Raw genomic sequence first — 12,037 nt, forward strand, 5'->3', positions numbered from 1 at the left:
GGCGGCATTAGCCGCCCTTTTTGATTAAACAAGATTTTAAGGGGCAACATTATGGCAAATGAATTTAGCCGAACTCGTCGTATCGCCCAGCAATTACAGCAAGAATTAGCGCTAGTATTGCAAAGAGATATTAAAGACCCTCGTGTAGGTTTCGTGACTGTAAACGACGTTGAAGTGTCACGTGACTTAAGCTACGCCAAAGTATTTGTGACCTTCTTTGAAGAAGACCAAGAGTTAGTCAAAGAGAAAATCGAAGCGCTGACAGCCGCTGCTCCATATGCGCGTACGCTAGTAGCTGGTCGTTTAAAGCTGCGCGTTATGCCTGAGCTGCGTTTTGTTTATGATTCATCACTGGTTGAAGGCATGAAGATGTCTAACTTTGTTAGCCAGGTGATCAGTAAAGATAAACAAAAACAAATCGACAGTGGCCGCGCAGATGAAGTAGACAACGACGAAGGCAAGGAGCAAGACTAATGGCTCGTCGTCAAAAAGGTCGCTTTATTAACGGTATTGTGCTGCTAGATAAAGATACTGGCATGAGCTCGAATCATGCTCTGCAACGCGTTAAGCGTTTCTTTAATGCCAACAAAGCAGGGCATACCGGTGCGCTAGACCCATTAGCAACGGGTATGTTGCCTGTGTGTCTTGGTGAAGCGACTAAGTTTTCGCAGCATTTACTCGACTCTGATAAGCGTTATACGGTTATCGCCAAGTTAGGTCAGCGTACCGACACTAGCGATTCAGATGGCGAAGTTGTACAAGAGCGTGAAGTCAATTTCAATGATGAGCAGCTGCAAACTGCACTTGAGCATTTTCGCGGCGATACCATGCAAGTGCCATCAATGTTTTCAGCGCTTAAGTATCAAGGCCAGCCGTTATACAAGTATGCTCGTGAAGGGATTGAAGTGCCGCGTGAGGCGCGTCCAATTACCGTTTATGAGCTTAACTTTTTAGGCTTACAAGGTGATGAGCTCACCTTAGATATTCACTGCTCTAAGGGTACTTATATTCGTACCATTATTGACGATTTGGGCGAGATGCTAGGCTGTGGCGCGCACGTGATTATGCTGCGCCGTACTCAGGTCGCAACTTATCCTTATGATCGCATGGTAAGTTTAGCTCAGCTAGAAAAGCTCGTTGATCAAGCTAAAGAGCAGGGGGTAGAGCCGAGTGATTTACTCGACCCGCTTTTACTGCCAATGGATACCGCTGTAAGCCATTTTGCAGAGGTTAATCTACCTCAAGCTATGCTTGAATATGTTATGCGTGGACAAGCGATTCAGACTCCTGGATTACAGCCTGATGAACTCGTTAGGATCACCATAGGTGATGCTAAACAGTTTGTGGGTATTGGCAGCATGAATAATGATGGTTTGCTCGCTCCTAAGCGCCTCGTTGTGCTTCGCGATTAGTTCATAGTTTTTGAGTTCTTAGCATATTCCATCTAGCGATTAACTCGTTCGTTATCGAATACATTCTTGGCCAAATGCCTAAGCGCAAGCTGAGTATCGTAGGTTAAATCGAGTTTTTATTGCGCTAGTCTAGCTTTCTCGTTAGAATAGCGCGCCCTCTTCGGCTGAGTTAGTGATCGGCTGGGGTTAACTTAAGAAATTTTTTTGGAGATTTTCATGTCACTAAGTAATGAACAAAAAGCAAAAATCGTTGCTGAATTTGGTCGTGGTGAGAACGATACTGGTTCAACTGAAGTACAAGTTGCTTTATTAACCGCTCAAATCAACCACCTTCAAGGTCACTTCAAAGAGCACATCCATGATCACCACTCTCGTCGTGGTCTTCTACGTATGGTTAGCTCACGCCGTAAGCTTCTAGCTTACCTTAAGCGTACTGAAGTAGCTCGCTACACTGCTTTAATCCAAAAGCTAGGTCTACGTCGTTAATTCGACTTCTTGGTTGTGACGACAACCGAGAGACCGTAAAAAAGGAGGCTAACGCCTCCTTTTTTATTGATCTTTTCTAATTCGTTTTTAGGAGTTTGTGTTTTACTTGCCCACAATTTATGGCTGACGCCCCTATCAATTGCTAGTTAGCGATGCTTTGTTGATCGTTGATAGCTGTTAAGCTGCTCTTTGTACCAACTTCATTGGCATTGGGTAGGACATACTTTAGCTCAAACTCTTCAAGCGGTAATGGTTGGCTGTAGAAGAAGCCCTGACCGATTGGACAGTCGTGTTCTTTCAGCCAGTCTAATTGCTCTTGAGTCTCAATTCCTTCGGCAACGATGTCCAGGTTCAACTGTTTACCTAACATCAAAATGGTCGAAGCAATGGCGTTATCATCAGGCAGGTCATTCACAAACGCACGGTCAATTTTCATGGTAGTAATGGGTAGGTGGCGCAAATAAGAAAGCGATGAGTAGCCCGTACCAAAATCATCAACCGCAATACCAAAGCCAGCGTTTTTAAGCTGCTCTAACTTAACGATAGCTTCATCAATGTTATTCATTAATGAGGTTTCGGTGATCTCAATTTCAAGCAGCTCAGGTGACACCTGATGGCGCAAAGCAAGTTGTTTAATATCAGGAATAAGGCTGGCATCAGCAAATTGCTGCGAAGCCACATTGACTGAAATCGGCAGGGCAAAATTGTATTGCTTTTGCCACTCGCGAATGATTTTACAGCTTTGCTCGATAACCCAGCGACCAATTGGAATAATGATCCCGGTCTCTTCAGCTACCGGGATAAATGAAACTGGGCTAACCAGTTTGCCGTCCTTTTTCCAGCGAATAAGCGCTTCACAGCTGACTACATCACCAGTTTGCAAATCTAGTTTTGGCTGAAAGTACAACAAAAACTCGTTGTTTTTGAGCGCGTCATGCAGAGATGCCTCAGTGCGCAGTCGCACTGCAGCTTGCTCTGTCATCTGTTGTTTAAAGAATGACCATTGGTTCGAGCCTGCAGCTTTGGCACTGTACATGGCAATATCAGCGTGGCGAATTAAGTCTTCAGCGCACACGCCATCTTCTGGGTAGATTGAAATCCCGATAGACGCTGCTGGGTGAATGGCATGCTCGTCTAGTTGCACAGGTGCGTTGAGGTGCATCAATAGCTTGTCGACAAAGTCTGCAGCTTGATCTGGGTTTTCAATGTCGTCAGCAAGAATAACGAATTCATCGCCACCAAGGCGTGACACGCTGCCATTATCGCCAACCACCCGCTCTAAAATGCGTGCGATACGAGCGAGGAATTGATCGCCAAGTGCATGGCCTAGTGAGTCGTTGACATTTTTAAAGCGGTCTAAGTCGATAAACAATAGGGCAAAGTTGCGCTTATGTACCCTAGAGCGCTGAATGGTGACGTTTAACGTTTCTAGCAGCAAAGTACGATTTGGTAAGCCTGTTAACGGGTCGCGGGTCGCCATTTTGCGCAGTTTGTTTTGCGTCTGACTAAATTGCAGCAGGATTTGGTTAAACTTACTGGTTACTAGCCCGAGCTCGTCGTCCTTGTGGGCTTTAGCTGTCGGTAGCAGGTTTTCATCTGGGCTGTCGGTATCAATTTTGTCGATAGCTTCACTGATCTGCGCGATGGGTTGGGTCAAGAAACGGTGGAACACGACAGTAAGCACTAAGGTCAACAGCAATGCGCGTGCAAGGGTGGCGATAAAGCTCAGCTGCAGCTGATCAAATAGGCTGTTAGTCAGTTTTTGTGTGTCGTAGAAAATCGTTAAGGTGCCGATAAGCTGCTGCTGCTTACTGCCTTCGAAGTAAAACGGTCGGTACAAAGGGCGCGAGATTTCTTTTAAACCACCAAATAATTTGGTGCTGAGCATATAGTAATTTTCTGACAGCTCAGCGGCTTCGTTGGCGGCAGACACAAATAAGCTACCGTCGTCTAATTCAATGACGGCTGAACCCACATGGTCAACTTTAATGATGCCTTCAAGGGTTTGATTTGCCAGCTTATCGTCGAGTGACCAAACCGCATTTGCAGTAGTTTGTTCAACCGAATCAAGTAGTTCTTGTTGAGAAGCAGTTAATTGTTGCTTGGTGCTAATAACAACGAGGGCAATTTCAACAATGAAAATAGCAATCGCGAAGAACAGTGCTGTAAACACAACTAAATTGGTTTGTTTCCAAGTCAGAGATTTAAAGCTTGCATTCATTCAGTTGCTTCCGTGTCTTGTTAGACGTGATTATTATTGTGAAATCAATATATAACGACCGACACTCAGCTATCTTTAGCGTTTAGTTACAGTCTTTTGCATCGTACTACTTTTGTCAGCAGGGCTACACTAACTCTAGTCAAAATCATAGATATTGTCATCAACAATTCATATTACCAAAAACCACAGTGGTATAAGGTGTTAAATGAGCCATAGTTTTGTATAAATCTGTATCGATAGGGCGGTTAAGTACGAAGAATGTCTTAATTATTTTTTCGTCTGAATTAATACGGTGTTTAACTATCTCAGACATTTGCAGTATACTTATGCGCGAAATTTAAAGGTTAAATAAATTAAGGAATGGGTCTCGTGAATCCAATTGTAAAGAGTTTTGAGTATGGTCAACATACTGTCACCCTAGAAACAGGTGTCATCGCACGTCAAGCAGACGCTGCAGTTCTAGCGAGTATGGGAGATACAACTGTATTAGTTACTGTTGTAGGTAAGAAAGAGGCTGATGCCGGCCGTGATTTTTTCCCGCTGACAGTTAACTATCAAGAGAAGACATACGCTGCAGGTAAAATCCCTGGTGGTTTCTTCAAGCGTGAAGGTCGTCCTTCTGAAGATGAAACCCTAATCGCACGTCTAATCGACCGTCCAATTCGTCCTTTATTCCCTGACGGTTTTAAAAACGAAGTTCAGGTAATTATCACTGTTGTTTCGGTTGATCCTCAAATCGAGCCAGACATTGTTGCTATGATCGGTACCTCAGCAGCATTGGCTGTTTCAGGTATTCCATTCAATGGTCCACTAGGTGCTGCGCGCGTTGGTTACATCAACGGCGAATACGTACTAAACCCAAGCGTTGATCAAGTAGTTGAAAGCCAACTTGACCTAGTGGTAGCGGGTACCCAAAGCGCGGTACTTATGGTTGAGTCTGAAGCTGAAGCACTTCCTGAAGAAGTAATGCTAGGTGCGGTAACTTATGGTCATGACCAACAACAAGTTGTTGTTAACGCAATCAGCGAATTTAAGGCTGAAGCGGGCAAGCCTACTTGGGACTGGAGTGCACCAGAGCAAGATCAAGATCTAGTAGCTAAAATCAAAGACCTAGCAGAAGCTGGTTTGACTGAAGCTTACCAAATTCAAGTTAAGCAGGACCGTTACGCACAAGTTGGCGTGGTTAAAGCGCAAGCAAAAGCTAAATTACTTGAAGAGAATCCAGAAGCTGACACGCGTGAAATCGACGGTCTACTAGGTAGCCTAGAGAAGAACGTAGTACGTAGCCGTATTATCAGCGGCAAGCCACGTATCGATGGTCGTGAGCCTGACATGATCCGTGCGCTAAACGTATTAGCAGGCGTACTTCCACGTACTCACGGTAGCTCACTATTTACCCGTGGTGAAACTCAGGCGTTAGTGACTTGTACTCTTGGTACAGAACGTGATGCTCAAAAAATTGATAGCATCATGGGCGAGCGTACTAACCGCTTCATGCTTCATTACAACTTCCCTCCTTACTCTGTTGGTGAAACAGGTATGGTTGGTTCGCCTAAGCGTCGTGAAATTGGTCACGGTAAGTTGGCATGGCGTGGTATCAATGCGGTAATGCCTTCTGCTGAAGAATTCCCATACAGCGTTCGTGTGGTTTCTGAAATCACTGAATCTAACGGTTCAAGCTCAATGGCTTCTGTATGTGGTACTTCACTTGCGCTTATGGATGCGGGTGTACCAATTAAGACTTCGGTAGCTGGTATCGCTATGGGTCTAGTGAAGGAAGGCGACGACTTCGTTGTTCTTTCAGACATTCTAGGTGACGAAGACCACTTAGGTGACATGGACTTTAAAGTAGCGGGTACTCGCGACGGTATCACCGCTCTGCAAATGGATATCAAGATCGAAGGTATTACTAAAGAGATCATGGATATCGCACTGCAACAAGCATACGGCGCTCGCGTTCACATTCTAAACGTAATGGACCAAGCGATTTCTGGTGCACGTGAAGAGATTTCTGATCACGCTCCACGTATCACGACTATCAAAATCAACCCTGAGAAGATCCGTGACGTTATCGGTAAAGGTGGCGCGACTATCCGTGCACTTACCGAAGAAACTGGCACGACTATTGAGCTTGATGACGACGGTACAGTGAAGATTGCTTCTGCTGATGGCGCTGCGACTAAAGAAGCGATTCGCCGCATTGAAGAAATCACTGCTGAAGTTGAAGTGGGTCGTATCTACAAGGGTAAAGTTATCCGTATCGTTGATTTCGGTGCGTTCGTTAATATCTTACCTGGTAAAGACGGTCTTGTTCATATCTCTCAGATCAGCGAAGAGCGCGTAGCTAACGTATCTGATCACTTAGAAATGAACCAAGAAGTGGCAGTTAAGGTAATGGAAGTTGATCGCCAAGGTCGCGTTCGTCTTTCTATTAAAGAAGCACAAGCTAAAGAAGAAGCTGCAGAGTAAGCTTCTAGTTAACTTTAAGTGTTTTAAAAGGAGAGCATTTGCTCTCCTTTTTTATTTTAAGCGCTAAACCATCGACTTCAGTAGGTGGTGATTTACTTTCCCTACATGACAAATAAATCCCGCTCTGTCATAGCCCTAAAGCAATCAGATTGCTATGATGAGGCTAATGTCTCACCCTGAATAGGTTTCACCAATGGAATTAAAACTAGGCAACGGTTTCAGTGCCAAGTTAGCAGCGATAGTAGTCGGTGCCAGTATGTTGATGTCAGGTTGCGCTGCGACTCAGTCAGGGCAATCAGCAACAACGAGTCATATTGAAGTCGCGCCAGTGATGCCTGACTACAAATTGGAAGTCACACTAGCGAAATTAAATGAAATTCTCGCGACAATGGAATTAACTGACGAGCAACGCGCCCGTTTTCATTATGATCGCGGCGTGATATACGACAGTGTTGGTTTGCGTTTACTCGGCCGTATTGATTTTCATCAAGCAATTAAGCTGCAGCCTAACTTAGCTGATGCCTACAACTTCCTTGGGATCTATTTTACCCAAGAAGGTGAGCTTGAAAGCGCCTATGAATCTTTCGATGGCGTTTTAGAATTAGCGCCCAATTATGATTATGCATACCTTAATCGTGGTATCGCATTGCACTATGGTGAGCGCTACGAGCTAGCTCAGGCTGATATGCAGTCATTTTATGATCGTGACCCAAGCGACGGCTACCGAGCGCTGTGGCTATATATAGTGTCGCTTGATAATGACGCTGAAAAAGCCAAGCAAGCTTTAGCTAATAACCGAACTCAGCTTAAAGACAGTGCCTGGTCGAGTGTATTAGTCGACTTTTACTTGGGGAAAATGTCAAAAGAGCAAGTTTTTGAAGCGGCAAAGCAAAATTTAACTAACCCAAAAGAGTACGCTGAGCGCTTGTGTGAAGCTTACTTTTACATGGCTAAGCAAGCGGATCGTCAAGGTGATTACCAGCAAGCGGCAAACTTGTATCGCTTAGTGTTGGCAACCAACATTTATGACTTTGTTGAGCACCGTTATGCTCGCATTGAGCTGGCTAAAATGAAAAGCTTAATGTCACAGGCTTCTCAAGGCTAAAGCCGAAGCGATAGGGGCTCGCCCCTAGCTAAATTATCATCAAGGCGCTATAATTTGCGCCTTTTTTATTGTCTAGCGCACAAGGTTATCATGTCAGGTATTGCTGTAGAGGTCGATAAACGTCGTACCTTCGCTATTATTTCTCACCCGGATGCGGGTAAAACCACCATTACCGAAAAGGTTTTGTTGTTTGGTCAAGCGATTCAAACAGCTGGTACAGTTAAAGGGCGCGGCTCAAAACAGCATGCCAAGTCTGACTGGATGGAAATGGAAAAAGACCGTGGTATTTCGATTACTACCTCAGTCATGCAGTTTCCTTACTCTGATTGCCTAGTTAACCTGCTTGATACGCCTGGTCACGAAGACTTCTCGGAAGATACCTACCGTACGCTCACTGCAGTTGACTCATGTCTGATGGTTATTGACTCGGCTAAAGGTGTAGAGGATCGTACCCGTAAGCTAATGGAAGTCACGCGTCTACGTGACACGCCAATTATCACCTTTATGAACAAGTGTGACCGTGATATTCGCGATCCTATGGAGTTGCTAGACGAAGTTGAAACTGAGCTTAACATCGCTTGTGCGCCAGTTACTTGGCCGATAGGCTGTGGTAAATCCTTTAAAGGTGTTTATCACCTACACCGTGACGAGACTATCTTGTACCAAACGGGTCAAGGTCACACTATTCAGGAAGTGCGCATTGTTAAGGGACTAGACAACCCTGAGCTAGATACTGAAATCGGCAGCGAGCTTGCTGAGTTATTACGTGAAGAGCTTGAGTTAGTACTTGGTGCATCACACGAGTTTGACCATGATGCTTTCTTGAAAGGCGAGCTTTGCCCGGTTTACTTTGGTACAGCGCTAGGTAACTTTGGTGTAGACCACATGCTAGATGGCCTAACTGAGTGGGCGCCTAAGCCGCAGCCTCGTGAGACCGACATACGCACGATTGAAGCCACAGATAACAAATTCACCGGTTTCGTATTTAAAATCCAAGCTAACATGGATCCAAAACATCGTGACCGCGTTGCCTTTATGCGTATTGTCTCAGGCAAATACGAGAAAGGCATGAAGATGCGCCATGTGCGCGTGGGTAAAGATGTGCGTATTTCTGATGCGTTGACCTTTGTTGCGGGCGATCGTGAGCAGGTTGAACAAGCATTCCCGGGTGATATCATTGGTCTGCATAACCATGGCACAATTCAAATTGGTGATACCTTTACTCAAGGCGATGCGCTTAAGTTCACAGGTATTCCTAACTTCGCACCGGAAATGTTCCGCCGTATTCGCCTAAAAGACCCATTAAAGCAAAAGCAGTTGCTTAAAGGCCTAGTTCAGCTTTCTGAAGAAGGTGCGGTGCAGGTATTTAGGCCGCTTGATACTAACGACTTGATTGTTGGCGCAGTTGGTGTGCTGCAGTTTGAAGTGGTTGTTGGCCGTTTAAAGAGCGAATACAACGTAGAAGCGATTTACGAAGCCATTAGCGTGAGCACTGCTCGCTGGGTTTACTGTGATGATGAACGTAAACTCGAAGAATTTCGCCGTAAGTGCAGTGGTAACTTGGCATTAGATGGCGGTGATAACCTAACGTATATCGCGCCGACTATGGTTAACCTAAACCTGTCGATGGAGCGTTACCCTGATATTGAATTTGCTAAGACTCGTGAAAACTAGCGCTTAGTTTGCTCGAACCTAAAAGGTGACCATTGCGTCACCTTTTTTTATGCAGTTTAATGAATAGGCTGAGTATTTGGAGATCATCATGCTGCAAAAATTTCTACGAGTATGCGTTATTCGCCCGTGGCGAGCTTATATAAGCTGGTGTGATGAGATGGGACTCACCCTTGAGAATAAGCGTAGCTGCGCGCCAAGGCGTGAAGAACCCGACATAGAAGACTCACAACCTAAAAAGATCAATGATGGTTTGAATGGGCAAAAATCGCCGCAAAAGGCAAAATAGTAAATTGGAGTAGGAAGGCTAGCATGTTTGATACTCACGCTCATTATGACTTTAATGACTTTGACCCTTGGCGAGCGCAGCTTTTTGATGAGTTAAGTAAGCAAGGCGTTAATAAAGTATTAATTCCTGGGGTATCACTATCTCGCAGCGTTAAGCAAATTTCAGTGGCCAAACAGTTCGATTGTTACTATGCGCTGGGCATGCACCCCTGGTATTTACCCAAAGATATCAGCCAATCTCTAGTTAAATTAGATAACCTACTAAGTGAGCAAAGGGGAGATGCTAGCCTAGTTGCTCTGGGGGAGTGCGGGCTCGATAAGCTCGTTGATGGCTTTGATAAGCAAGTGGAGTTATTTGAAGGTCAATTAGCTCTTGCTCATCAATATGAGCTGCCGGTGATCTTGCATTGCGTAAGGGCTCACGAGGAGGTATTAGCAAGATTAAAGCAACAAAACCTGGCAAAAGCCGGAGTGGTGCATGGCTTTTATGGCTCAACAGAGTTGGCAAAACGTTACATCAGTCTTGGTTATAAACTAGGAATTGGAGGGCTATTACTGCGCGACAATGCCAAGAAGTTACAAGAAGCTGTTGCTCATATTCCTTTAGAGCATATGGTGGTTGAGACCGATAACGTAAAATTTACCGTACAAGATGCCAGCGATTTTCCTGCCTATTGCCAAAAAATTCAAAAAATCACAACCAAAATCGCAAATTTACAAAATTTACCTACTGTTTTTGTCGTAGAACAGCTTGTTCGCAACAGTTTGCAACTGCTTGAGGTTTAATTCTTTTTTTGCAAACGTCGTTGGAATAAACACCAATCTTATCCTAAGATCCTGAAATTAAACTCTAAAAATTTGATCAAAACGGCGCTTTTCTGCCAACGCTCGGTTATAATCTACCTCGGAAATTTGGTGAGTTAACAACATTAATAATAACTGTTAACAAAAGGGTGATGTTTAATGGATATAGTAATGAGTTTGGTAGGGGTGGTCACCTTACTTGCAATTGGCTACCTATTATCAACAAACAAGAAAGCAATTAACATACGCACAGTAGGTGGTGCGTTAGCTATTCAAGCTTTCTTCGCGGGTTTTGTACTTTATGTTCCAATCGGTCAACAAGTGCTTGGTGGAGTTTCTCAAGCAGTAGCTGACGTAATTGGTTATTCTCAAGCGGGTATCGACTTCCTATTTGGTGGTTTAGGTACTGACGCTATGTTTGGTAACGGTGTAGGCTTCGTATTTGCTGTTCGCGTACTACCAGTTATCATTTTCTTCTCTTCTCTAATCGCTGTTCTTTACTACCTTGGCATCATGCAGGCAGTAATTAAGTTCATCGGTGGTGGTCTACAAAAAGCGCTGGGTACTAGCCGTACAGAGTCTATGTCTGCAACTGCAAACATCTTCGTTGGTCAAACCGAAGCGCCTTTAGTTGTTCGTCCTTTCATTCCTTCAATGACTAACTCAGAGCTATTTGCCATCATGGTAGGTGGTCTAGCTTCTATCGCTGGTGCGGTATTAGCGGGTTATGCTGGTATGGGCGTTAAAATTGAGTACCTAGTTGCAGCGTCATTCATGGCAGCTCCTGGTGGCTTAATGATGGCTAAACTGATGCACCCTGAAACTGAAGAAACCAAAAACGAAATGACTGACTTGCCTGAAGAAGAAGACAAGCCAGCTAACGTTATTGATGCTGCTGCGGCAGGTGCTTCTTCTGGTATGCACTTAGCGTTAAACGTAGGTGCAATGCTACTGGCATTCGTTGGTCTTATCGCAATGATCAACGGCATGTTAGGTGGCATCGGTGGTTGGTTTGGCATGGATAACCTATCTCTAGAGTTAATCCTTGGCTATATCTTCATGCCTTTAGCATTCCTAATCGGTGTACCTTGGAACGAAGCAATGGTTGCGGGTTCTTTCATCGGTCAAAAAATCGTAGTTAACGAATTCGTTGCTTACCTGAACTTTGCTCCTTACCTAAAAGACGTTGCTGACGGCGGCCTATTAGTTGAAGCAACAGGTCAAGTAATGAGTGATCGTACTAAGGCGATTATTTCATTCGCATTATGTGGTTTTGCTAACCTTTCTTCTATCGCGATTCTTCTTGGTGGTCTTGGTGCAATGGCGCCGTCACGCCGCCACGATTTAGCGAAGTTAGGTGTACGTGCAGTGATTGCTGCATCTCTAGCTAACCTAATGAGTGCAACACTAGCTGGTTTATTCTTAGCAATCTAATAATTATAAGGAGCCTTAATTGGCTCCTGTTTATATCTGCTGCTGTGCTGGGGAGCACAAACAGTAGGTGTAAACATGTGTTGTACCACCTTTTCCACGAAGTAAATTTGAGTTGCATTCCCTGCGAGCAATCGCTAAGAACGCGCT

10 protein-coding genes are annotated in these 12,037 nt (G+C 44.6%); 9 read left to right on the forward strand and 1 reads right to left on the reverse strand.

Going from position 1 to position 12,037, the window contains the following annotated elements:
- Window positions 1–51 precede the first annotated feature (51 nt).
- The 3 genes from rbfA (at window position 52) to rpsO (ending at window position 1,898) form a co-directional block, all read left to right on the forward strand.
- A complete protein-coding gene (rbfA, locus tag G3R49_RS03855; RefSeq protein ID WP_130598180.1) occupies window positions 52–474 on the forward strand; it encodes a 30S ribosome-binding factor RbfA in 423 nt (140 codons plus the stop codon).
- Window positions 474–1,412, forward strand: a complete 939-nt coding sequence (truB, locus tag G3R49_RS03860) for a tRNA pseudouridine(55) synthase TruB (RefSeq protein WP_167868682.1) — start codon at window positions 474–476, stop codon at window positions 1,410–1,412. Before rbfA ends, truB begins: the two co-directional genes overlap by 1 nt.
- Before the next feature lie 216 nt (window positions 1,413–1,628).
- Window positions 1,629–1,898, forward strand: coding sequence for a 30S ribosomal protein S15 (rpsO, locus tag G3R49_RS03865; protein ID WP_130598178.1), 270 nt, complete (start codon window positions 1,629–1,631; stop codon window positions 1,896–1,898).
- 142 nt (window positions 1,899–2,040) lie between these two features.
- On the opposite strand, the gene G3R49_RS03870 is transcribed toward rpsO, so the two are convergent.
- The gene (locus G3R49_RS03870; RefSeq protein ID WP_130598177.1) at window positions 2,041–4,119 is read right to left on the reverse strand and encodes a bifunctional diguanylate cyclase/phosphodiesterase; all 2,079 of its coding nucleotides are present in this window, start codon (window positions 4,117–4,119) and stop codon (window positions 2,041–2,043) included.
- Window positions 4,120–4,488: 369 nt separating this feature from the next.
- Here G3R49_RS03870 and pnp point away from each other — a divergent pair, with 369 nt between their 5' ends.
- The 6 genes from pnp to G3R49_RS03900 all read left to right on the forward strand — a co-directional run bounded on the left by pnp (window position 4,489) and on the right by G3R49_RS03900 (window position 11,890).
- Window positions 4,489–6,588, forward strand: coding sequence for a polyribonucleotide nucleotidyltransferase (pnp, locus tag G3R49_RS03875; RefSeq protein WP_130598176.1), 2,100 nt, complete (start codon window positions 4,489–4,491; stop codon window positions 6,586–6,588).
- Window positions 6,589–6,781: 193 nt separating this feature from the next.
- The gene (gene nlpI / locus G3R49_RS03880) at window positions 6,782–7,693 is read left to right on the forward strand and encodes a lipoprotein NlpI (protein ID WP_130598175.1); all 912 of its coding nucleotides are present in this window, start codon (window positions 6,782–6,784) and stop codon (window positions 7,691–7,693) included.
- 90 nt (window positions 7,694–7,783) lie between these two features.
- On the forward strand, window positions 7,784–9,367 hold the full coding sequence (gene prfC, locus G3R49_RS03885) for a peptide chain release factor 3 (RefSeq protein ID WP_167868683.1): 1,584 nt from the start codon (window positions 7,784–7,786) through the stop codon (window positions 9,365–9,367).
- 88 nt (window positions 9,368–9,455) lie between these two features.
- Window positions 9,456–9,653: a hypothetical protein gene (locus G3R49_RS03890; RefSeq protein WP_167868684.1), complete on the forward strand. Its 198-nt coding sequence runs from the start codon at window positions 9,456–9,458 to the stop codon at window positions 9,651–9,653.
- A gap of 23 nt (window positions 9,654–9,676) precedes the next feature.
- A complete protein-coding gene (locus G3R49_RS03895; protein ID WP_167868685.1) occupies window positions 9,677–10,438 on the forward strand; it encodes a TatD family hydrolase in 762 nt (253 codons plus the stop codon).
- Window positions 10,439–10,615: 177 nt separating this feature from the next.
- Complete coding sequence (locus G3R49_RS03900; RefSeq protein WP_130598171.1) at window positions 10,616–11,890, forward strand: NupC/NupG family nucleoside CNT transporter; 1,275 nt, start codon at window positions 10,616–10,618, stop codon at window positions 11,888–11,890.
- The last annotated feature ends 147 nt before the right edge of the window (window positions 11,891–12,037 follow it).

The organism is Shewanella sp. WXL01 (assembly GCF_012263345.1).
Lineage (GTDB): Bacteria > Pseudomonadota > Gammaproteobacteria > Enterobacterales > Shewanellaceae > Shewanella > Shewanella maritima.

Coding starts and splice junctions, on each gene's coding strand:
- rbfA (WP_130598180.1), top strand. CDS start 52: ATGGCAAATGAATTTAGCCGAACTCGTCGTATCGCCCAGCAATTACAG.
- truB (WP_167868682.1), top strand. CDS start 474: ATGGCTCGTCGTCAAAAAGGTCGCTTTATTAACGGTATTGTGCTGCTA.
- rpsO (WP_130598178.1), top strand. CDS start 1,629: ATGTCACTAAGTAATGAACAAAAAGCAAAAATCGTTGCTGAATTTGGT.
- G3R49_RS03870 (WP_130598177.1), bottom strand. CDS start 4,119: ATGAATGCAAGCTTTAAATCTCTGACTTGGAAACAAACCAATTTAGTT.
- nlpI (WP_130598175.1), top strand. CDS start 6,782: ATGGAATTAAAACTAGGCAACGGTTTCAGTGCCAAGTTAGCAGCGATA.
- prfC (WP_167868683.1), top strand. CDS start 7,784: ATGTCAGGTATTGCTGTAGAGGTCGATAAACGTCGTACCTTCGCTATT.
- G3R49_RS03890 (WP_167868684.1), top strand. CDS start 9,456: ATGCTGCAAAAATTTCTACGAGTATGCGTTATTCGCCCGTGGCGAGCT.
- G3R49_RS03895 (WP_167868685.1), top strand. CDS start 9,677: ATGTTTGATACTCACGCTCATTATGACTTTAATGACTTTGACCCTTGG.
- G3R49_RS03900 (WP_130598171.1), top strand. CDS start 10,616: ATGGATATAGTAATGAGTTTGGTAGGGGTGGTCACCTTACTTGCAATT.